The organism is Methylobacterium organophilum, assembly GCF_022533465.1.
GTDB classification, from domain to species: domain Bacteria; phylum Pseudomonadota; class Alphaproteobacteria; order Rhizobiales; family Beijerinckiaceae; genus Methylobacterium; species Methylobacterium organophilum.
On sequence record NZ_CP092848.1, the window covers coordinates 4,727,956 to 4,750,258 of the forward strand.

General features: G+C 69.5%; 18 protein-coding genes. 5 read left to right on the forward strand and 13 right to left on the reverse strand.

Annotated elements, in window-relative coordinates; all coding sequences use genetic code 11:
• Nucleotides 1–86 precede the first annotated feature (86 nt).
• From MMB17_RS22355 to cyoA, 10 genes are all read right to left on the reverse strand, one after another.
• Nucleotides 87–953, reverse strand: a complete 867-nt coding sequence (locus MMB17_RS22355) for a transporter (protein ID WP_238313612.1) — start codon at nt 951–953, stop codon at nt 87–89.
• 411 nt (nt 954–1,364) lie between these two features.
• On the reverse strand, nt 1,365–1,862 hold the full coding sequence (locus tag MMB17_RS22360) for a hypothetical protein (protein ID WP_241100318.1): 498 nt from the start codon (nt 1,860–1,862) through the stop codon (nt 1,365–1,367).
• 15 nt (nt 1,863–1,877) lie between these two features.
• The gene (rlmN, locus tag MMB17_RS22365) at nt 1,878–3,167 is read right to left on the reverse strand and encodes a dual-specificity RNA methyltransferase RlmN (protein ID WP_241100319.1); all 1,290 of its coding nucleotides are present in this window, start codon (nt 3,165–3,167) and stop codon (nt 1,878–1,880) included.
• 116 nt (nt 3,168–3,283) lie between these two features.
• Nucleotides 3,284–3,862, reverse strand: coding sequence for a cyclase dehydrase (locus MMB17_RS22370; protein ID WP_241100320.1), 579 nt, complete (start codon nt 3,860–3,862; stop codon nt 3,284–3,286).
• Nucleotides 3,863–3,894: 32 nt separating this feature from the next.
• Entirely contained in the window at nt 3,895–5,067 is a 1,173-nt protein-coding gene (locus tag MMB17_RS22375; protein ID WP_238313603.1) for a zinc-dependent alcohol dehydrogenase, read from the reverse strand.
• 296 nt (nt 5,068–5,363) lie between these two features.
• A complete protein-coding gene (locus MMB17_RS22380) occupies nt 5,364–6,107 on the reverse strand; it encodes an SURF1 family protein (RefSeq protein ID WP_276518049.1) in 744 nt (247 codons plus the stop codon).
• 14 nt (nt 6,108–6,121) lie between these two features.
• Nucleotides 6,122–6,571, reverse strand: a complete 450-nt coding sequence (gene cyoD, locus MMB17_RS22385; protein WP_238313601.1) for a cytochrome o ubiquinol oxidase subunit IV — start codon at nt 6,569–6,571, stop codon at nt 6,122–6,124.
• Nucleotides 6,568–7,197, reverse strand: coding sequence for a cytochrome o ubiquinol oxidase subunit III (gene cyoC, locus MMB17_RS22390; protein WP_241100321.1), 630 nt, complete (start codon nt 7,195–7,197; stop codon nt 6,568–6,570). Before cyoC ends, cyoD begins: the two co-directional genes overlap by 4 nt.
• A 4-nt stretch (nt 7,198–7,201) precedes the next feature.
• Entirely contained in the window at nt 7,202–9,193 is a 1,992-nt protein-coding gene (gene cyoB, locus MMB17_RS22395; protein ID WP_238313597.1) for a cytochrome o ubiquinol oxidase subunit I, read from the reverse strand.
• Between the two features lie 51 nt (nt 9,194–9,244).
• Nucleotides 9,245–10,417, reverse strand: coding sequence for a ubiquinol oxidase subunit II (gene cyoA, locus MMB17_RS22400; protein WP_238313595.1), 1,173 nt, complete (start codon nt 10,415–10,417; stop codon nt 9,245–9,247).
• Between the two features lie 329 nt (nt 10,418–10,746).
• Between cyoA and MMB17_RS22405 the strand changes: the two genes are divergently transcribed.
• Complete coding sequence (locus MMB17_RS22405; RefSeq protein WP_238313593.1) at nt 10,747–12,096, forward strand: MFS transporter; 1,350 nt, start codon at nt 10,747–10,749, stop codon at nt 12,094–12,096.
• 338 nt (nt 12,097–12,434) lie between these two features.
• Here the strand turns inward: MMB17_RS22405 and MMB17_RS22410 are convergent, their stop codons facing one another.
• The 3 genes from MMB17_RS22410 to MMB17_RS22420 form a co-directional block, all read right to left on the reverse strand.
• The gene (locus MMB17_RS22410; protein WP_238313591.1) at nt 12,435–12,920 is read right to left on the reverse strand and encodes a Ros/MucR family transcriptional regulator; all 486 of its coding nucleotides are present in this window, start codon (nt 12,918–12,920) and stop codon (nt 12,435–12,437) included.
• Between the two features lie 261 nt (nt 12,921–13,181).
• Nucleotides 13,182–16,304 (reverse strand): efflux RND transporter permease subunit, encoded by a 3,123-nt coding sequence (locus MMB17_RS22415; RefSeq protein WP_241100322.1) that lies wholly within the window; start codon nt 16,302–16,304, stop codon nt 13,182–13,184.
• Between the two features lie 15 nt (nt 16,305–16,319).
• Nucleotides 16,320–17,492, reverse strand: a complete 1,173-nt coding sequence (locus MMB17_RS22420) for an efflux RND transporter periplasmic adaptor subunit (protein WP_241100323.1) — start codon at nt 17,490–17,492, stop codon at nt 16,320–16,322.
• A gap of 451 nt (nt 17,493–17,943) precedes the next feature.
• Between MMB17_RS22420 and MMB17_RS22425 the strand changes: the two genes are divergently transcribed.
• The 4 genes from MMB17_RS22425 to MMB17_RS22440 all read left to right on the forward strand — a co-directional run bounded on the left by MMB17_RS22425 (nt 17,944) and on the right by MMB17_RS22440 (nt 22,273).
• Nucleotides 17,944–18,336, forward strand: coding sequence for a c-type cytochrome (locus tag MMB17_RS22425; protein WP_241100324.1), 393 nt, complete (start codon nt 17,944–17,946; stop codon nt 18,334–18,336).
• Nucleotides 18,337–18,496: 160 nt separating this feature from the next.
• Complete coding sequence (locus MMB17_RS22430) at nt 18,497–18,982, forward strand: (2Fe-2S)-binding protein (RefSeq protein ID WP_241100325.1); 486 nt, start codon at nt 18,497–18,499, stop codon at nt 18,980–18,982.
• Entirely contained in the window at nt 18,979–20,037 is a 1,059-nt protein-coding gene (locus MMB17_RS22435) for an FAD binding domain-containing protein (protein ID WP_241100326.1), read from the forward strand. The genes MMB17_RS22430 and MMB17_RS22435 overlap by 4 nt, the downstream gene beginning before the upstream one ends.
• Complete coding sequence (locus tag MMB17_RS22440) at nt 20,030–22,273, forward strand: xanthine dehydrogenase family protein molybdopterin-binding subunit (protein ID WP_241100327.1); 2,244 nt, start codon at nt 20,030–20,032, stop codon at nt 22,271–22,273. The genes MMB17_RS22435 and MMB17_RS22440 overlap by 8 nt, the downstream gene beginning before the upstream one ends.
• Nucleotides 22,274–22,303: the final 30 nt, after the last annotated feature.

Here is a 22,303-nt window from a genome sequence, read left to right on the forward strand (position 1 = left end):
CCGCATATAGCGCGCGGCGGCGATTCCATCCCCACCCCTGCCGGAAGGCGGGCCCGCGTCGCCGCGGCCCGCCTTGACGCGGGGCGTCAGCGCTTGACCAGCAGGCCGGTCATCGGGGATGCGGCATCCTGCTGCTTGTAGAGGAAGAAGACGCCGCGCAGCCAGCCGCGGGTGTCGTAGCCGCCGTAATTCTGCTCGACGATGTCCCGCGTCACGTAGCCCTGCAGGAACCAGTCGCCGAAATTGTAGCCGACGAGGCCGCCGACGGCGATCTGAGCCTGGCGCCGATAGCCGGGCCGGTTGACCGGCAGGTCGACCGAGCCGAAGGCGACCGGCCCGAGCTGCCATTTGCCGAAGCTCTTCACCGCGGTCAGGTCGAGGTTGAGGAAGTCCGGATAGGTCACGCCCTGGGCGTTGGTCGGATCGAAATAGGTGCCGTAGAGCAGGTTGGCGGTGAGGTTGAGCCCGTCGCCGAGATAGCTGGCGGCGAAGCGCTGCTGCAGCGAGCCCTGGTTGATGACGAACTGCGTGTCGATCGGCAGGTAGCCGCCGAGCAGATAGGAGACGCTGAAGTTCGGCGTGAGCTTCCAGGCGAGCTGCGCGGCGACGAGGGGGACGCCGATGCCGCTCATCGTGCGGGCGCCGGAGGCGGGCTTGGTGACCACGGCCGGCTGGATGAAGATCAGGTGGAGCCGGCCGCCGAAGAGGTGCACGCCCGGCACCCACACGATGCCCGGCAGGTTGATGTTGTTCTCGGTCTGGTTGGGCTGCGTGTTGCGGATGCCGAAGCTCGACGTGTCGAGCAGGATGAGACCGATCGGCAGCTGGGCACCCGTGGGAAGACCGATGGTCTGACCCGGCTGGGCCGCCGAAGCCGCCTGCGCTTGTTCCGCACCGAAACCGAGCAGAAGCGCGCTCACCGCGACCGCTGCGCGTTTGAACCGACCCAGCATTATTGCGAACTCCTGAGCACCAGGCGGCGGGGATTTTATTCCCTATGCCGCGATGCCCCCATCATCGCGAATTCGTGAGCGCGATGCGCGCTGATAATGCATGCAAATCAAATATCAGGGATGAATGTTACGAAAACGCAACAATGGATTGTGTGTGGTCTGTCGATCGATTGAGTGGGCAAGTCGATCTGCCGTAGACCGTGATATTGATCCATCCCTTCTATTACGGATGACGTGGCGATTTATTCCTGGTGCCGCGGGGAATTTTTTGTCGCGGGCGCGCCGGCCGGGCGCATCGTGCCGAAATCAGAGAAGGAATGGGCTGCGCGGCGGGCTGCGGCTTCTCACGACCGCCCGGATCGGGTGGTCGCTCGTGCCGTGGTCGCGAGGGACGCGGCACGCACCTGCGGCTCAGGGGGCGGGGGTGGCCCTGCGCCCGGCTCCCCGCCCGGCCACCAGCCAGTAGACGAGGCCCGAGGCCGCGCCCGCCAGGAGCAGGATGGCCGCGATGCGGCCTTCCGCGGCAAGGGCCGCCGGGCCGGAGGGCGGGCGGATGCCGCCCCGGGCGAGCCAGGGCAGGAGGGCGGTGAAGAGGCCGCTCGCGCCGCCATACCAGGCCAGGGCCCGCAGGCCGAAGGCCTCGCCGAGGATGGCGGTGAGGGTCGGCGGCAGGACGAGGAGGACGAACAGCGCCTGCGCGAAGGCGAGCAGGGCCATGAAGGCGACCTCCGGCGGGATGCCCTCGGCGAGGTCGCTGAGGCCCCCGAAGAATCCGACGAGGCCCAGGCGGCTCAGCGCCTCGCTCGTCGCGGGGTCGAGCAGGACGCCCGTGGCGAGCACCGCGGCACCGCAGGGGATCGCCAGCAGGAGGGCGAAGGCGCCGATCAGCAGGCGGCCGACGAGATACATCGCGGCGGCGGCCGCTCAGTCCTCGGCGCCGGCATAGATCGCCTCGGCGCCCATGCCCTCCTCCATCATCATCCGGGCGCGGGCGCGCAGCTTCTCGGTCTCGCTCTTGAGCTGGCCGCAGGCGGCTAGGATGTCGCGGCCCCGCGGCGTGCGCACCGGCGAGGCGTAGCCGGCGTTGAACACGATCTCGGAGAAGCGCTCGATCCGGTCCCAGTCCGAGCACTCGTATTTCGAGCCGGGCCAGGGATTGAACGGGATCAGGTTGATCTTGGCCGGGATGCCCTTGAGCAGGCGCACCAGGGCGCGGGCATCGCCGTCCGAATCGTTCACGCCCTTGAGCATGACGTATTCGAAGGTGATGCGGCGGGCGTTGCTGAGGCCCGGATAGGCGCGGCAGGCCTCGAGCAGCTGGGCGATCGGGTATTTCCGGTTCAACGGCACCAGTTCGTCGCGCAGCTCGTCGCGCACGGCGTGCAGCGAGATCGCGAGCATGGCGTTCGCCTCCAGGCCGAGGCGCTCGATCTGCGGCACCACGCCGGAGGTCGAGACCGTGATGCGGCGGCGGGACAGGCCGAGCCCCTCCTGGTCCGACATCACCGAGACCGCCTCGATCACGTTGTCCAGGTTGTAGAGCGGCTCGCCCATGCCCATGAACACGATGTTGGTGACGAGCCGGCCGACCTCGCCGGTGCCGCCGGCATCCTTGCTCGGCATCTGGCCGGCGAAATCGCCGAGCTGGTCGCGGGCGACGACGAGCTGGGACACGATCTCCGCGCAGGAGAGGTTGCGCACGAGGCGCTGCGTGCCGGTGTGGCAGAACGAGCAGGTGAGCGTGCAGCCGACCTGGCTCGACACGCAGAGCGTGCCGCGATCCGGCCCCGGAATGTAGACGCACTCGATCTCGGCGCCGCGGTTGTGATCGTGGGCGCCGGTCGGCGCCATGCGCAGCAGCCACTTGCGGGTGCCGTCGCGGGAGACCTGCTCGGTGATGATCTCCGGCCGATCCAGGGTGAAGCGCTCGGCGAGCTGCGCCTTCAGCGCCTTGCCGACATTGGTCATCTCGGAGAAGTCGCGGGCGCCGCGCACGTAGAGCCAATGCCAGATCTGGCTCACGCGCATGCGCGCCTCGCGCTCGGCCACGCCGGCCTCGATGAGCTGCGCCTTCAGGGCCTCGCGGGACAGGCCGACGAGGGAGGTGCGCCCGGCCGGCCGCAGCACCGGAGCCGGCTCGAAATCCGGCGTCTTCTCGATCGCGGAAGGGGCAAAGGGCTCGCGCCGGGCGGTGTCGTGGGACGCCGTCGCCATCAGACAGAAACCTTGGAAAGCTGGAATGCTTTCAAGGATAGCCGATCCCGTCCGCGAAGACGACCCTTGGCGGACAGGCGGCACGCATGCGGCGGGTGCGCCCCGCCGCCTCGCCCTCAACCGGCCGCCCGCCCCCACGGCCGCATCGCCTGCGGGCCGACGATCTCGAGGGGGTTGGCGGCTTCGTGCGCGGCGCCCCGCATCGTCCCGGCCGGCCGGGGGAAGCCCGAGCGCGTGCGGTAGTCCCGGTGCAGCCGCTCCGGCGGCTGCCGGGGCGCCTCGGACAGCCTGCGCGCGCAGGCGATGTCCAGGGCGGTGACGCCCGCGAGGGCGGCCAGGGCGATCCGCGCGTTGTCGCTGCGCGGGTTCCGCTCGGTCAGCGCCGGCAGCACCGTGGCGATGTCGAGGGCGTCGCCCGCCACACGCCCCCAGAGCCAGGGGGCCGGATCCTGCGCGCTCAGGATGCCGACGCCCTGCAGGATCTCGCGGACGCCGTAGGCGCGCAGCACCGGGGCCGCTGCCGGCATGCCGAGCCAGCGGGCGAGCCGGTCGCCGCAGGCGATCTCGGTCAGGCCGAGGCCGAGCGAGAACCAGCCCAGGCCGCGGGCGAGCTCCCGCGTCGCCGGATCCGGCCTGCGCGGCCCCGGACCGCCGCGGAGGCGGTCGTGCCCGTTCCGATCGCGCGTCTCGGCCATCGTCGCGTTCCTCGCCTTGCTGGGGGGCATCGTCACGGGCGCAACACGACCTTGATGCAGCCGTCCTTCTTGTCGCGGAACGTCTTGTACATCTCCGGGCCCTCCTCCAGGCCGACCCGGTGGGTGATCACGAAGGAGGGGTCGATCTGTCCCTCGTCGATCCGCTTCACGAGGTCGTCGGTCCAGCGGTTCACGTGGGTCTGGCCGGTGCGGATCGTGAGCCCCTTGTTCATCAGCGCGCCCATCGGCAGCTTGTCGACGAGGCCGCCATAGACGCCGGGGATCGAGAGGATGCCGGCCGGGCGGCAGACATAGATCATCTCCCGCAGCACCGTGGCGCGGTCGCTCTCCAGCATCATCGCCTGCTTGACGCGGTCATAGGCCTGTTCGAGGGCGCGGGGCGAATGCGCCTCCATGCCCACGGCGTCGATGCACTTCTCCGGCCCCTTGCCGCCGGTCAGTTCGTTGAGGCGCTCGACCGTGCTCTCCCGGGTGTGGTCGATGGTGATCGCCCCGGCGGCCTGCGCCATCGCGAGGCGCTCGGGCACGCTGTCGATGCAGACCACCTGGCGCGCGCCGAGCAGGATGGCGGAGCGCACCGTCATCTGACCGACCGGCCCGGCGCCCCAGATCGCGACGGTGTCGGTGGGCTGGATGTCCGCCTGCACCGCGGCCTGCCAGCCGGTGGGCAGGATGTCGCCGAGGAAGAGCACCTGCTCGTCCGACAGGTTCTGCGGCACCTTGATGTGCGTCCGGTCGGCGAAGGGCACGCGCACGTACTCGGCCTGCCCGCCCGCATAGCCGCCGGTGAGGTGGGTGTAGCCGAACAGGCCGGCCGTGGTGTGCCCGAAGACCTTGGCCGCGATGTGCTTGTTGCGGTTCGAGCGCTCGCAGACCGAGAAGAAGCCGCGCTTGCACTGGTCGCACTCGCCGCAGATGATCGTGAACGGGATCACCACGCGCTCGCCCTTCTTCAAGGCGCCGTTCACGCCCCGTCCGGTCTCGACCACCTCCCCCATGAATTCGTGGCCCATCACGTCGCCCTTCTCCATGCCGGGCATGACGTGATCGTAGAGGTGCAGGTCGGAGCCGCAGATCGCGCAGGCGGTCACCTTGATGATGGCGTCGCGATCCTCCTTGATTTCCGGATCGGGCACCGTGTCGCAGCGGATGTCCTGTGTGCCGTGCCAGACCAGGGCTCTCATGAGAACGCTCCGCCGAATGGATGCAGGAAGCCGGAATGAGCCAGCTGCCTTAGATCATCGAAGGAAACCGATGCTTCGCATCAACATATGCAAAAATAATTGCAAGATTTTATCTGCATAGTTTCTGATAAAAAGTAATAAATCTTCGGAACAATTTGCGGAAGCCAGGGTTTCTGTCGCCTGATCCGGACGCTTTGCTGCAGAGCTTGTACCGCAGGCGAGGATCGACCTTCGGGGCTCCCGAGCCGTGTCGAAGGCGTGGCCCCCGGCTGCGCTTGAAACGGAGAGAAGGGCCTTCAGGCCGCCCGGAGCCGGCGCTCGTAGCGCAGGAGGTAGGCGAAGCCGGCCGCCACCATCAGGGCGAGGGCGTACCAGGTGATCGCGTAGACGAGGTGGTTGTTCGGGAAGGCGATCACGGTCAGGCCGCCGACCGGCAGGCCCTCGTCGCCGCGCGCATCGGCATCCACGAAATAGGGCGCGACCTCCGGGAGGCCCCGGGCGGTGGCGATGGCCGCGACGTCGCGGGAATACCAGCGGCCGGCGGCCGGGTCGTTGGCCCGCAGGAAGGCGCCGCCCGGCTCGGGCAGGCGCAGCAGGCCGGTGACCGTCACGGCGCCTTCCGGAGGCGCCCAGGCGGCGGGATCCTTGGCGTCGAGGGGCACGAAGCCGCGGTTGACCAGGACAAGGGCGCCATCGGCGAGGCGCAGGGGCGTCATCACCCAGGAGCCGCCGCCGCGTTCGGTCACGGCCTGGACCAGGGTATCGGCCTGCGGGAGGAAGCGGCCTTCGAGGAGTATGTGCCGGTACTCGTCCGCGGCCGCGCCGAGGCGGGGCCAGTCGGACCGGGCAGGCGGGGCGCCCGGGGGCGCATGCACCCGGGCCTCGACCCGGGCGATCAGGTCCCGCTTCCAGCCGAGGCGCTGCACCTGCCAGGTGCCCAGCGCCAGGAATCCGAGGAAGACGAGGCCGGCCGAGAGGCCGATCAGGACGAGGGTCGAGGTCGAGCGGCGGCGGGCCGTCCCGGATCCGGGAGCGTCCACGCCGCCGCCCCGCGTCAATGCGCGTGATGGTGCTGCGGCGCGGGGGCCGGCTGACCCGCGGGCATCTGCGTCTGGATGCCGGGCTTGGGCATCATGTCGTGCCCGGCATGGGGCATCATGTTGCTGTTGAGGTGGTACATCACCCACAGCGAGCCCGTCAGCGTGATGACCACCAGCGTGATCGTGAAGATCAGCGCGAGCACGGTCCAACCGCCCTCGGACTTGGTGTTCATGTGCAGGAAGTAGATCATGTGAACCACCACCTGCACCACGGCGAAGGCCATGATGACGAGGCCGGTGAGGCGGTTGTCGCCCAGCACGTCGGCCATCACCAGCCAGAACGGGATCGCGGTGAGGATGACCGACAGGATGAAGCCGGTCATGTAGCCCGAGAAGGAGCCGTGGGCGGCGCCCTCATGGTGATGGGCGTGGCCGTCGGCGTGGTGGCCGGCGCTCGCGCTCATTGAAGCACTCCCATCAGGTAGACGAAGGTGAACACGCCGATCCAGATCACGTCGAGGAAGTGCCAGAACATCGACAGGCACATCAGACGGCGCTTGTTCTCGGGGATCAGGCCGCGCTGGGTGACCTGGATCATCAGCGTCACGAGCCAGACGATGCCGAGGCTCACGTGCAGGCCGTGGGTGCTGACCAGGGTGAAGAAGGAGGACAGGAAGGCGCTGCGCTGCGGCCCGGCGCCCTCGTGGATCAAGTGCGCGAACTCGAACAGCTCGAGCCCGACGAAGGCGAGGCCGAACAGGCCCGTGATCGCGAGCCAGACCTGCATCGGCTTCTGCCGGTCCTTCTCCATCTCCAGCATGGCAAAGCCATAGGTGATGGAGGAGAGGAGCAGCATCGAGGTGTTCACCGCCACCAGCGGCAGGTCGAACAGGTCCTTCGGGGAGGGACCCGCCGCGTAGCTGCGGCCGTAGACGGCGTAGACGGCGAACAGCACCGCGAAGATGAGGCAGTCGCTCATCAGGTAGAGCCAGAAGCCGAGCATCGTCCCGTTCTCGGGATGATGATCCTCTTCCAGGTGGAAGACCGGCCCCTCGGCGGAGGCGGTCATGGTGTCAGCGTGGCTCGCCATGGTCTCAGGCCCGTCCCGAGAGGAGTGCGGTGCGCTCGTTCTCGGCCCGGACGACCGCGTCGGCCGGGATGTAGAAGTCGCGGTTGTAGTTGAAGGTGTGGAGGATCGACACGGCGATCATCGCGGCGAAGGACAGGGCGGCGAGCCACCAGATGTACCAGATCATCGCGAAGGAGAAGACCACGCTGATCGCGCCCAGGATCACGCCGGTGCCGGTGTTCTTCGGCATGTGGATCGGCCTGAAGCCCTTGAGCGGACGCGCATAGCCGCGGCGCTTCATGTCCCACCACGCGTCGTGATCGTGGATCACGGGCGTGAAGGCGAAGTTGTAGTCCGGCGGCGGCGACGAGGTCGACCATTCCAGGGTGCGGCCGTTCCAGGGATCGCCGGTCAGGTCGCGCAGCTCCTCGCGCTTCACGAAGCTGACCACGAGCTGGATCAGGAACGAGAGGATGCCGAGCAGGATCAGGAAGGCGCCGAAGGCCGCGATCACGAACCAGATCTGGAGCGAGGGATCGTCGAAGTGGTTCAGGCGGCGGGTCACGCCCATCAGGCCGAGCACGTAGAGCGGCGTGAAGGCGAACCAGTAGCCGGTGAGCCAGAACCAGAAGGACATCTTCCCCCAGAACGGGTCGAGCTTGAAGCCGAAGGCCTTCGGGAACCAGTAGGTGACGCCGGCGAGCACGCCGAACACCACGCCGCCGATGATCACGTTGTGGAAGTGCGCGATCAGGAACAGCGAATTGTGCAGCACGAAGTCGGCGGGCGGCACCGCGAGCATGACGCCGGTCATGCCGCCGACCACGAAGGTCACCATGAAGCCGATCGTCCACAGCATCGGCACCTCGAAGCGGATGCGCCCGCGGTACATCGTGAACAGCCAGTTGAAGATCTTGGCGCCCGTCGGGATCGAGATGATCATCGTCGTGATCCCGAAGAACGAGTTCACGGACGCGCCCGAGCCCATCGTGAAGAAGTGGTGCAGCCAGACCAGGTAGGACAGGATCGTGATGACGACCGTGGCGTAGACCATCGAGGCGTAGCCGAACAGGCGCTTGCCCGAATAGGTCGACACGATCTCCGAGAAGATGCCGAAGGCCGGCAGGATGAGGATGTAGACCTCCGGGTGACCCCAGATCCAGATGAGGTTGATGTACATCATCGGATTGCCGCCGAGGTCGTTCGAGAAGAAGTGCGTGCCGACGTAGCGGTCGAGCGACAGCAGCGCGAGAACGGCGGTCAGGATCGGGAAGGCGGCGACGATCAGCACGTTCGTGCAGAGCGAGGTCCACACGAAGACCGGCATCTTCATCATGGTCATGCCGGGGGCGCGCATCTTCACGATGGTCGCGATCAGGTTGATGCCCGAGAGCAGCGTGCCGATACCCGCGATCTGGAGGGCCCAGATGTAGTAGTCGACGCCGACGCCCGGGCTCGCGGCCGGGCCGGAGAGGGGTGGATAGGCAAGCCAGCCGGTGCGGGCGAACTCGCCCACGAACAGCGAGATCATCACCGTGACCGCGCCGCTCACCGTCATCCAGAACGAGAAGTTGTTCAGGAAGGGGAAGGCGACGTCGCGGGCGCCGATCTGCAGCGGCACGACGTAGTTCATCAGGCCCGTCACGAAGGGCATGGCCATGAAGAAGATCATGATCACGCCGTGGGCGGTGAAGATCTGGTCGTAGTGGTGGGGCGGCAGGTAGCCCTCGTTCGGGCCGAAGGCCATCGCCTGCTGCGCGCGCATCATGATCGCGTCGGCGAAGCCCCGCAGGAGCATCACCAGCGCCAGCACGATGTACATGATGCCGATCTTCTTGTGGTCCACCGAGGTGAACCAGTCGCGCCAGAGGGTGCCCCACAGGCGGAAATAGGTGACGGCGCCCAGGACCGCGAGGCCGCCCACCGCGACCCCGAGGAAGGTCACGATCAGGATCGGTTCGTGGAATGGGATGGCCTCGAGCGTCAGGCGCCCGAACAGGAGCTTCTGGAGATCCATCGCGATCGACTCGTTCGAAGGTGCGGCGTGGCGGCTAGGACAGCGCCGCGCTCACTGGTTCGTCTGGTTGGGGGCCGGGTCGTCGTGCGTCGTGCCCGGCGCGGAATGATCGTGGCGAGGTTCGGCCGGGGGCGCCCCGCCCTCGTTGCTCTTGGGGGCCACGTGGTCGGGCTTCATGCCCTCGGGCTGGACGTCGTGGGCGCGGGCCGGGCGGCCCGAGGCCGGCACCGTGGCCGCCTCGGCCTCGTGGCCCTCGATGGCGTGGCGGTTGTCGTATTCGAGCCGCTCGCGGTTCTCGTGGCTCTCCTTGCCGGCGCCGCCGGCCATGTCGATGTGCATCATCTCGTTCATGCACATCTTGCCCGGCACGGCGCACATGTTGAGGACGGCGCTGTAGAGCCCCTCGTCCACCGACTTGTAGTAGCGCACGGGCTCCTGCTCGCTCGGACGCTCGAGCTTCAGATAGGCGTCGCGGCTCAGCTCCGAGCCGTCGGACTTCACCTTGGCGACCCAGGCGTCGAAGCCGGCCTTGTCGAGGCCGTGGAACTTGAAGTTCATCCGCGAGAAGCCGGAGCCGCTGTAATTGGCCGAGAAGCCCTCGTAGACGCCGGCCTTGTTGATCACGGCGTGCAGCTTCGTCTCCATGCCGGCCATGGCGTAGACCTGGCCCGCCAGCGCCGGGATGAAGAACGAGTTCATGATCGAGGCCGAGGTGATCTTGAAGGTGATCGGCACGTCGACCGGGGCGGCGAGCTCGTTGACCGTGGCGATGCCCTGGTCCGGATAGAAGAACAGCCATTTCCAATCGAGGGCGACGACCTCGACGGTGAGCGGCTTCACCCCGGCGGGCACGGGCTTGCCGGCCTCGATCCGCGAGAGCGGCCGATAGGGGTCGAGCGTGTGCGTGCTGATCCAGGTCAGCGCGCCGAGCGCGATGATGATGACGAGGGGCGCCGACCAGATCAGCACCTCGAGCTGCGTCGAGTGGTGCCAGTCCGGATCGTAGGCGGCCTCGGTGTTCGAGGAGCGGTAGCGCCAGGCAAAGAACAGGGTGAAGGCGATCACCGGGACGATGATCAGCAGCATCAGCCCCGTCGAGGCGATGAGCAGGTCGCGCTGGCGCGCGGCGATGTCCCCGGAGGGCTGCATCAGGACCATGTTGCAGCCCGAGAGCAGGCCGAACAGGGGGAGCAGCGCCAGGGTGCGCAGGGTTCTGAGGGTCATCCGTTCGTCTGGGCGTGAACGCGGGGCACGGCGCCCGGACCAAGAAGGCCGCCGGACGGCGGCTGTCTCCTGCGCCGCAACATGGAATAATGACAATTGCGGTCAGCTTCGATCAGCCGGGCGTTCAGAGCATAGCAAACCGGCTTGCGATGGCTACAAGCCGTTTTGGCGCATTGCAGCGACGGAGCCAGGTGCCGTGGTGCGACGTTCACGACATGGGTCGGCAGGCCGCACGCGGCTACGCTTTGACGCAGAACGCGGACGCGCCATAACCTTTTCCGGTCCCGGACCTGTAGCCGGGGGGCCACGATCATGCGAGCCGCATTCCGATGAGCTCTGACTACGCCCTGCCCTCCTCCACGGCGCTCGAACGCGACGCCCATCTGGTGAGTACCGACCACAAGGTCGCTCCGAGCGAGATCGCCATGGGCGTGATCATCGGGCGCACCTCGGAGTTCTTCGACTTCTTCGTGTTCGGCATCGCCTCGGTGCTGGTGTTCCCGCGGGTGTTCTTCCCCTTCGTGGATCCGCTCACGGGCACGCTCTATTCCTTCGCCCTGTTCGCGCTGGCCTTCGTCGCCCGGCCGATCGGCTCCACCATCTTCATGGAGATCGACCGGCGCCACGGCCGCAGCGTCAAGCTGACCATCGCGCTGTTCCTGCTCGGCAGCTGCACCGCCGCGATCAGTTTCCTGCCGCGCTACGAGACCATCGGCATGGTCGCGGTCTGGCTGCTCGCGGCTTTCCGATTCGGCCAGGGCCTGGCGCTCGGCGGCGCCTGGGACGGCCTCGCCTCGCTGCTCGCCCTGAACGCGCCGGACAACCGCCGGGGCTGGTACGCGATGCTGCCCCAGCTCGGCGCGCCCCTCGGCTTCATGCTCGCGAGCGCCCTGTTCTCCTTCTTCATCGTCAACCTGGACGATGCGGACTTCGTGGACTGGGGCTGGCGCTACCCCTTCTACGTCGCCTTCGCGATCAACGTGGTGGCCCTGTTCGCCCGCCTGCGCCTCGTCGTGACCGACGAGTTCACCGAGCTCCTCAACCAGAACGAGCTCACCCCGGTCCCGGTCTTCGCCCTGATCCGCAGCCATGGCCGCAACCTCGCCATCGGCGCCCTGGTGCCGCTCGCGAGCTTCGCCCTGTTCCACCTGGTCACCATCTTCCCGATCAGCTGGATCACGCTGTTCACGCAGCGCTCGGCGGGCGAGTTCCTGATGGTGCAGTTCGCCGGCGCGATCATCGGCGCGGGCGCCATGGTCTCCTCGGGCCTGATCGCCGACCAGATCGGCCGCCGCACCATGCTGGCGATCTCGGCCGCGCTGATCACCGTGTTCGCCCTGGGCAGCATCCTCGCGCCGATCCTGTTCGGGGACAGCGCCGCCGCCCAGACCATCTACGTCGTGGTCGGGTTCGGCCTGCTCGGCCTGTCCTACGGGCAGACGGCGGGCGCGGTCTCCTCGAACTTCGGCAGCCGCTACCGCTACACCGGCTCCGCCCTGACCTCGGACCTCGCCTGGCTGTTCGGCGCCGGCTTCGCGCCGCTCGTCGCGCTCACCCTGTCGAGCCGTTACGGCCTCGCCTGGGTCGGCGTCTACCTGCTCTCGGGCGGCGTCGCGACGCTGCTGGCTCTGGGCATCAACCGCAGCCTGAGCCGCGACGAGGGCCAGGCGCGCGCCTGAGGCGAGCGCCCCCGGCGGTCATCCATTCGCGGATGGCCGCCAATTCTGCCGCCGGACATTGAGACGGAAGGCGATTCTTCTCCGGGCGCTCGGCCGGAGAAGAGGATGGAAGATGGCGCCCGCGGCTCGATCGACCCGACGGGCCTGAGCCGGTCGGGATGTTGCGTTGCTAAGACGAAAACGGCCTTGTCCCGCCGGGACGCCCGCGAGAGGGGCGTGATTGCGGCGCCTCCGGGACGGGATCTGCCGCCGTGTCACTTCGCCGGGGCAGCCAGGCCGCCTTCTTCAGCGAATCGAACGCGGGCGCATAACGGCGATGCGCTCCGCGAGACCGGTCCTCAAGAGGACTTCCGACGCCCCTTCGGCGCAGGCTCCACCACCACAGGCTCTTCCTCCGGCAGCCGGCCGCCCGGTCGGCCGAGGCCGATCGACTTCGCCAGCGCGGAGCGCTGCGCGGCATAGTTCGGTGCGACCATGGGGTAGTCGGAGGGAAGGCCGAACTTCTGGCGGTAGGAATAGGGATCCAGGCCGTGGGTGCCCAGGTGACGCTTGAGCGTCTTGTAGGGCTTGCCGTCGATGAAGCTGATGATGGCGTCCGGCGTCACGGACTTCCGGATCTGCGCCGGGCTCGGCTTCTCGACGGCTTCGGCAGCCACCGGGGCGGGCGCCGCGGGGCCGGCAAGGCCGAGCAATGCGGAATGGATGTTGAGGATCAGGGCCGGGAGCTCGGCCGCCGGCATCGAATTGTTCGAGACGTAGGCAGACACGATGTCGCCGGCCAGAGCAACGAAGTCTTTGGTAAATTCTTGGTTCTCTTCCGTCATCCCATTGATCCGTTCGTATGCCCCCGCGCGGCACGATTATACGGTCGACGCAAGGACGCAAGCACCAATCTTGAAAAAGTCATGCGATCCCACCGGCTTTACGTGGCGTGACAGCTGGGAGCGCGTCTCAACCTGATGAAATCGTTCGGTTTGGTCGCATCCACAGCGACTTCGGCAGGAACAATTCCAGATCTTCCGTTGCGTGTTTTCTCCGCGGACCGATTGCGGGGCGGCTCCGGCGGGCTCTCCGGGGGCCGAGTCTCAGGCCGCCGGGCTCTCCGCGGGGGCGAAACGGCCGTGGCGGAGCGCCAGGGCCGGCAGGATCAGCAGGTTGAGCAGGGTCGAGGTGACGAGGCCGCCGAGGATCACGATCGCCATCGGCCCCTCGATCTCGCGGCCCGGCTCGCCGGCCCCGAGCGCCAGGGGCAGCAGGCCGAGGCCGGTGACCAGCGAGGTCATCAGGATCGGCACGAGGCGGTCGCAGGCGCCCTCCACCGCGGCCTCCGGCCCCCAGCGCCGGCCCTCCACCCCGACGAGATGCTCGTAATGGGCGATCATCATGATGGTGTTGCGCAGCGAGATGCCGAACAGGGTCACGAACCCGACGATGGAGCCCAGCGAGATCACCGCCCCGGTGAGCGCCACCGCCACCACGCCGCCGACGAAGGCGAAGGGCAGGTTGACGAGGACCAGCAGCAGGTTGCGCGTGGAGCCGGTCACCACGGCGAGCAGGACGACGATGCCGAGGCCGGCCAGAGCCGAATAGGCGAGGAGATCGCGCTGCGCCCGGGCCTGCGCCTCCGCCGCCCCGGCGAAGCCGACATAGACGCCCGGCGGCAGCTTCACCTCCCGGGCGATCTTGCGTTTGGCGGCCTCCACGAAGGAGGCGACGTCCCGCCCGACCACGTTGGCGGTGATGGCCTGGACGCGCTGGGCGCCCGAATGCTGCACGGAATAGCGGCCCGAGGTCTCGTAGACGTCGGCCACCTGGGCGAGGCGGACATAGAGGCCGCCGCGCACCTTCAGGGGCAGTTCGCCGATGCCCGAGAGGCGCGCGCGGGTGCCCCGGTCGAGGATGACGATCACGTTGAACACGGCGTTGCCCTGGTAGGCCTGGCCCACCACGTCGCCCTGATAGGCGGTGCGCACGCTCTCCAGCACCTCGACGGCGTCGAGGCCCCAGTGGCGCAGGTCGTTGGGGCGCAGGCTCACATTGATCTGCGGCAGGCCGGCGGGGGATTGCTGCTGGATGTCGGCGGCGCCCCGCACTTCCCCGAGCTCCCGGGCGACGTCGCGGGCGGCGGCCTCGATCCGGTCGAGGTCGGAGCCGTAGACATTGATGACGACCGGCGCGGTGAAGCCGGAGACGGTCTCCTCGATCCGCTCGGTCAGGAAGGTCTTGAGGGAGAAATGCGCGCCGGGGGTGCGCGCCATCACGGCGCGGATCCCGGCCTCCGCCCGCTCCTGGCCTTCCCCGTCGAGGCCGGGGGTGAGGTCGATATGGATCTCGCTGTAATGCGTGCCGCCGACATCGTAGCCGGCCTCGGCCCGGCCGACCTGCTGGGCGACGGCGCGCACGCCGGGGATCTCCTTGAGCGCCGTGGTGATCCGCCCGCCGATGCGTACGGATTCCTCGAGCGAGGTGCCCGGCAGCGCCGCCATGTGAAGGATCAGGTGGCCCTCCTTCAGGTCGGGCAGGAAGGCGCCCCCGAAGACGGGCAGCACCGCGCCCCCGGCGAGGGTCAGCAGCAGGCCGGCCAGGGTGACGAGCCGGGGATGGCGGTTGATCCGCCGCAGCAGCCAGGCATAGCCCGCGCGGGCGGTGCGCATCACCGGTGGGTCGCGCGGTGCCAGCTCCCGGCCGGTAAGGAGCAGCGCGGACAGGGCTGGGGTCACGGTCAGCGCCACCACCAGGGAGGCGAGCACCGCGAGGATGTAGGCGAGAGCCAGGGGGCCGAACAGGCGGCCGGCGACTCCGGTCAGCGCCAGCACCGGCAGGAAGACGAGCAGCACGGCGAAGGTGGCGTAGGCGACCGAGCTGCGCACCTCCAGGATCGCGTCGACGATGACGGCGGATTCGGGCCGGCGCGCGGCGTCCCGCCGGTTCTCGCGCAGGCGCCGCACCACGTTCTCGACGCCGATCACCGCGTCGTCCACCACCTCGCCGATGGCGATGGCGAGGCCGCCCAGCGTCATGGTGTTGAGGCTCTCGCCCAGCGCCTGCAGCACGCTCACCGCCGCGAGCAGCGAGAGCGGGATCGCCACCGCGCTGATCACGCTGGTGCGCCAGTCAAACAGGAACAGGAACAGCACCACCACGACGAGGCCGCCGCCGATGGCGAGGGCCTGCAGCACGTTGCCGTTGGCGAGCGCGATGAAGTTCGCCGGCCGGAACAGGTCCGTGCGCATCTGGACGCCTTCCCGCTCCAGCCCCGGCTTGAGTTCGGCCAGGGCCGCCTCGACGCGCGCGGTGACGTCCACGGTGTTGGCCCGGATCTGCGCCCCGACCATGAGGAGCACGCCGGGCTTGCCGTCGACCAGGGCGGCGCTGATCGGCGGCTCGGGGGCGTCCACGACGTTGGCGACATCGCCGAGCAGCACGCTCGCCCCGCCCTCGTTGAGGAGGACCGTGCGCGCCACCGCCTCCGGCGTCAGCGACTGTCCCTCGGTCTGCAGGGTGATGCGCTGGTTGGGCGTGTCGACGAAGCCCGCCCCGCGCACGCCGGTGGCCTTGCGCGCCGCCGCGAGCACGTCGTTGAGGCCGATGCCGAAGCGCATGAGGTCGGCCGGGCGCACCTGGATCTGGATCGAGCGCAGGTCGCCGCCATAGACCAGCACCTCGGCGATGCCGGGCACGGCGAGCAGACGCAGGCGCAGGCGCCAATCGGCCAGGGTGCGCAGGTCGAGGGCCGAGCGCGTGTCGGAGGTCAGCCCGACCAGGAGCACGGTGCCGGTGGAGGAGGTCAGCGCCGTCATGGAGGGCGGCATCACCCCCTGGGGCAGCCGGCCGGCGACGGCGGCGAGGCGCTCGTTGACGAGCTGGCGCACCCGGTAGATGTCGCTGCCCGCCCCGAAGGTCGCGTTGATCACCGACAGGCCCTGGATCGAGGAGGAGCGCAGGGCCGTCAGCCCCGGCAGGCCGTTGATCGCGACCTCCACCGTCTGGGTGACGATGACCTCGACCTGCTCCGGGTTGAGCCCCGGCGCCTCGGTCTGGATCGTCACGCTGGGCGGCGCGAATTCCGGGAAGACGTCGTACTTGGCCTCGCCGAGGGCGAGCACGCCGTAGGCGATCAGCGCGAGGCCCAGGGCCAGGATCACGCCGCGGAAGCGCACGGCGAAGCGGACGAGGGCGGCCTGCGGGCCGGAGAGCGGGGGTGTCACGGGCGTCTCGTCCGGTCAGTCGTCGTCGTCCGCGCCGCCGGCGACCTGGAGCGAGGCCTTCAGCTCCTCCGAGAGCAGCGTCTGCGCGCCCTTCAGGACGATCCCGGTCTCGCCGTCGAGATCCTCGACGATGAAGGAATCGGCCGAGGCCTGCGCGTCCGGGCGCAGGGGATGCCGGGCGAAGCCGCCCTCCCCCAGGCTGCGATAGAACCAGGCGCCGCCCTGCCAGTGCACCACCGCCTCTTCCGGCACCAGGATGCCGGTGGCGGCGCGGTCGATGGTGATGAAGGCGAGCGTGCTCATCCCGGGCAGGAGGCCGCTGTCGCCGGAGACGATGTAGAACAGGCTCACGCCCTGGATGCGCTGGTCGGTGCGGGTGGCCGGGGAGACGTAGCGCAGGGCGACCCGCTCGCTCTGGGGCGGCACCTCGGCGAAGGCCACGTCCGGGCGCCCCTTCAGGCTCTCGCCGGGGGGAAGCGTCACCTGCACCAGGAAGTCGGTGCGCTCGATCAGCCGCGTGATCAGGGGCGCGCGCTCGACGATGGCCTTGCCGATCACCGGCCCCCATTCCTGCTGCGCGGTCGCGGCGAGGGTGCGCAATTGCGACTGGGCGGCGGCGAGCGCCGCCTGGTCGGTGCGGTAGGTGCCCTCCGCCGTCTCGACCTGTACCTGGGTGGCGTAGGGGCCGAGGCTCTTGGCCCGCAGGATCGCGGCCTGCGACACCTCCGCCCTGGCCTCCGCCGTCTGGAGCTGGGCCTTCGCGCTGGCGTAGGCATTGGTGAGTTCCGTCACCCGGGCGAGGTCGAGCACGCTGCCATAGGCCTGGATCTCGATGCGGTGGGCTTGCGGCCTGCGCGTCTCCGTCTCGATCCCGGCGCGCGCCTGCTCCTCCGCGTTCAGGCTCACGACGACGCGGCCGCCCTCGATGGCGGTGCGCTGCGCCGGCTTCACCGCGGGGGCGCCCGCGCTGGCGGGGGTGACGGGGGGGCGCTCGGCCTTGGCGCCGCGCGGGGCCGGCAGGGCGTCCTTGATCCGGTCGAAGGCCTGGTCCACCATCCCCAGGGTTGCATGGCGTAGCGGCACCAGCGGCGCGACCCACGCGGAGGGCAGGACCGAGGGGGCGGCCAACAGAATAAGAGCTGCGCCACCGGCCATCAGCCCCGCGACCCACTGGACACGCACCGCCATTTCCACCCCATCCGGCCCGGAGCGCGCATCCTGTCCGGCGCGGCGCCTCCGCTGTTCATTACCGAATTATCCCGTTTTTTGATACCAGATTTGCCCAAACTCTGGGGATCGCCTGCGCTTTCCGGCGACGCGCGGGTCTCGTGATGCGGGGACCCGGCGACGATCTCGGAAACTGTGACCGGGAAGACTTTTTTAGGCACAATCGAATTGTCGCCAATGAGATCGTTTTGCGCTGCAAAATTGATCGATGAATACAGTTTTCGCTCGGCAGATCGACAGTCTCTGCGAGGAAGAACTTCAGCGATTCAATGTGCGGTTGCATCCTTTCCGGTGTCTCGGGAGTTGCGTCGCTGCGCTCGAACGCCACGGGCGCACCAATGTCCGGCCCGGCGGTTCGGCTCCGCCCCGGACGATCATCAGGGCCGACCCGACTTTGGAGGAACACCACGCCATGATGCGCGCAACGAGACTGTTTGCCGCCCTCACCTTCGCCATCGCCCTGCCTGCGGGCGCCGCGCTCGCCGATACCGGCCCCTTCACCCAGCAGCAGGCCGAGGACGGCCACACCAAGTTCAACAACCATTGCGCCCAGTGCCACCGGCCGAACCTGTCCGGCGCGCAGGGGCCCGCCCTGGTCGGGGACGCCTTCAAGGAGAAATGGGCCGGAAAGCCGGTGGCGGACCTGCGCACCTACATTCACGAGAACATGCCGCAGAACGCTCCCGGTTCTCTGCCGGACGACCAGCTCGATCCGATCGTCGCCCATATCCTGTCGAAGAACGGCGTGACGGCCGGCGACAAGCCGCTCTCGGCCGATTCCGCCAGCGCCCCGTTCCCGAAATAGGTGCGGGACCGAGAGCGCCGCGGCCTCTCCCGAGGCCGACCGCTTCGGGAAAGGCTCCGGCCTGCGCGCGATCCGGTTGTGGATGCCGCACCGCACTGGTCGCCGGTCAAGCCTGGGCTACTTAAAACGGTTCCATACCGGAAACCGCATGGGCTCGGCCATGAGCATGTCCCTCACGCTGACCGTGAACGGGGAGCCGCGCGCGATCGCGCTGGACGATCCCCGGGTCACGCTTCTCGACCTCCTGCGGGAGCGCCTCGGCCTCACCGGCACCAAGAAGGGCTGCGACCGCGGCCAGTGCGGCGCCTGCACGGTGCTTGTCGACGGCCGTCGGGTGAATTCCTGCCTGGCCCTCGCCGTCAGCCTCGACGGGGCGGCGGTCACGACCATCGAGGGGCTGGCGCAGGGCGACGCGCTCCACCCGGTCCAGGCCGCTTTCATCGACCATGACGGCTTCCAGTGCGGCTTCTGCACCCCCGGCCAGATCATGAGCGCCGTCGGGCTGATCCGGGAGGCCCAGGCCGGGGACGATCCCGAGCGGGTGCGGGAGGCGATGAGCGGCAATCTCTGCCGCTGCGGCGCCTATATCGGCATCACCGAGGCTGTCCTCGACGCGCAGGCGCGTATGAAGGGAGAGGCCGCGTGAACCGCTTCGACTACGTCCGCGCGGGCAGCCTCGCCGAGGCGGTCGCCGCCGCCTCCGAGCCCGGCGCCGCCTATCTCGCCGCCGGCACCAATCTCCTCGACCTGATGAAAGGGGGGATCAGCCGCCCGAGCCGCCTCGTCGACGTGACCCGCCTGCCCGGCCTCGACCGGATCGAGCGGCTGCCGGACGGGGCCTTGCGGATCGGCGCGCTGGTGCGCAACGCCGATCTCGCCCACGACCCGGACTTCGCCCGAGCCTATCCGGCGGTGGCCGAAGCCCTGCTCTCCGGCGCCTCGGCGCAGCTGCGCAACGCGGCCACCACCGCCGGCAACCTGATGCAGCGCACCCGCTGCGCCTATTTCTACGACCCGGCCAGCGCCTGCAACAAACGCGCGCCCGGCGCCGGCTGCGAGGCGCGGGGCGGGGCCAACCGGATGCACGCCGTGCTCGGCTGGAGCGAGCACTGCATCGCCACCCATCCCTCCGATTTCTGCGTGCCCCTCGTCGCCCTCGACGCGGTGGTGGAGATCGAGGGCAAGGACGGCCGCCGGGAGGTGGCGCTCGACGCCTTCCACCGCCTGCCCGGCGACGCGCCGGAGCGGGAGAGCGTGCTGGCGCCGGGCGAGCTGATCGTGGCGGTCCGCCTCCCGGCGGAGGCTTCGGCCTTTTCCGGCCACAGCCGCTACCTCAAGGTCCGCGAGCGCACCTCCTACGCCTTCGCCGTGGTCTCCGCCGCTGCGGCGCTCACCCTTGACGGGGGGCGGATCGGGCAGGCGCGGCTGGCGCTGGGCGGCGTCGCCCTCAAGCCCTGGCGCGCCCGCGCGGCGGAGAGCCTGCTCGCCGGGGCCGAGCCCACCGAGGCGGCCTTCCGTGGTGCGGCCGACGCCGCCCTGGCGGAGGCGAAGCCCTCCGGCGACAACGCCTTCAAGATCGAACTCGCCCGGCGGCTGATCCGGCGCGCCTTCGCGCTCGCCGCCGCCGGCACGCCGGAGCGGATGCCCGCCCTGCCCGGCTCCCCCTTCGCCCCCCATCCGGGACACAGCCTCCATGCCTGACATCGCCTACGAGCAGGCCCGGCACGGGTCGAGCCTCGGCCAGCCGCTGACCCGGCGCGACGGCCGCCTCAAGGTCACGGGCGCGGCCACCTACGCCGCCGACAACCGCCCCGAGGGGCTGCTGCATGCGGTGATCGCCGTGAGCCGCATCGCCCGGGGCCGCGTCGCCCATCTCGACGTGGCGGCAGCGCAGGCCCATCCCGGCGTCGTCGCGGTGATGACGCCCGCCAACGCCCCGACGCTCGCCCTCGACCCGGACGCGAAGGAGAATCCCTTCATGTTCCGGCTCGACCTCCTGCAGAACGACCGGGTCCGCTACGCCCACCAGCCGATCGCCGTGGTGATCGCGGAGACGCTGGAGGCGGCGACCGAGGGAGCCGAGCTGCTCAGCCCCCGCTACGAGGCGGAGGCGCCCGCCCTCGGGCTCGATGCGGACGCGCCCTTCGCGCCCCCTGCCGTCGGCGCCGGCGACAAGGCGACCGTGGCCCGCGGCGACGTGGAGGCCGGCTTGGCCGTGGCGGATCGCAGGATCGAGGCGGTCTACGAGACCCCGGCCCAGTATCACAACGCCCTGGAGCCCCATGCCATCGTGGCGCAGTGGCAGGGCGACCGGCTCGTCGTCGACACGCCGAGCCAGGGCCTCGCCATGGGCCAGCTGCGGCTCGCCGGCCTGTTCGGCCTCGATCCGAAGAACATCCTGATCCGCTCGCCCTTCCTCGGCGGCGGCTTCGGCTCCAAGGGCACCATGAGCGGGCCGCAGGTGCTCGGCATCATGGCGGCGAAGCTCACCGGCCGGCCGGTGAAGCTGGTGCTGCGGCGCGAGCAGATGTTCGGCCCCGTGGGCCACCGGGCCGAGACCCGCCAGACCCTGCGCCTGGGCACGGATGCGGCCGGGGCGCTCACCGCGCTGGACCACCACACCCTGACCGCCACCAGCCGCTTCGACGATTTCTACGAGCCGGCCAGCGCTGTCTCCCGCTATCTCTATGCGGCGCCCGCGCTCTCGACCTCGCATGCGGGGGTGCGGGTCGATACCGGCACGCCGATCTTCATGCGGGCGCCGGGCGAGGCCACGGGCAGCATCGCGCTGGAGAGCGCCATCGACGAGATGGCGGAGGCCTGCGGCCTCGACCCGCTGGAATTCCGCCTGAAGAACTACGCGGAGGCCGAACCGATCTCCGGCAAGCCCTTCTCCTCGAAGGCTCTGCGGGAATGCTACGCGCAGGGCGCGGCCCGCTTCGGCTGGGAGCGGCGGCCGCGGGCGCCGCGGTCCCTCCGGGATCCGGAGGGGCGCCTGCTCGGCTGGGGCGTCGGCACTGCCCTGTTCCCGGCCCTGATGATGCAGGGGGAGGCCGAGGCGGAGATCCGGGCCGATGGCACCGGTGTGGTGTCGCTCGGCGCGCACGACATGGGCCAGGGCGCCTGGACGGCGCTGGCGCAGATCGCCGCGCACGGGCTCGGCCTCGATCTCGACCGGCTCGATTTCCGCAGCGGCTCGTCGGACCTGCCCAATGCCGGCATCGCCGGCGGCTCGGCCCACACCGCCACCGCGGGCACGGCGATCCATGCGGCCACCCAGGCGGTGCTGGCCGAGCTCGCGCAGCTCGCCACCAGCGACGAGCGCTCGCCGCTCTTCGGGGCGGGCAATGCCGGCACGGTCGCCCGGGGCGGCCGGCTCCACCGCCGGGACGACGAGAGCCGCAGCGAATCCTTCGCCGAGATCCTGCAGCGGGCCGGCCGCGTCTCGGTGAAGGCCTCCGGCAAGGGCGTGGCCGATCCGGCTTCGCGGGACGCCTATGCCATGCATGCTCACGGCGCGGTCTTCGCCGAGGTCGCGGTCGATCCCGATCTCGGCCAGGTGCGGGTGACCCGCCTCGTCGGCGCCTTCGCGGCGGGCCGGGTGATCAATCCGCGCCTCGTCACCAGCCAGTATTACGGCGGCATGATCTGGGGCGTGTCCTTCGCCCTGCACGAGCATGCGGTGCTCGACCCGCGCACGGGCCGGGTCATGAACGCCAATCTCGGCGAGTATCACGTGCCGGTGAATGCCGATCTGCCCTCGATCGAGGCGATCCTCGTCGAGGAGCAGGATCCGCACGTGAATCCGCTCGGCATCAAGGGCGTGGGCGAGATCGGCATCACCGGCACGGCGGGCGCCATCGCCAACGCGATCCATCACGCCACGGGCGTGCGGGTGCGGGAATTCCCGATCACCCTGGACCGGCTGCTGGGGTGAGGCGGCGCGGGGCCGGCATCTGACCGGCGT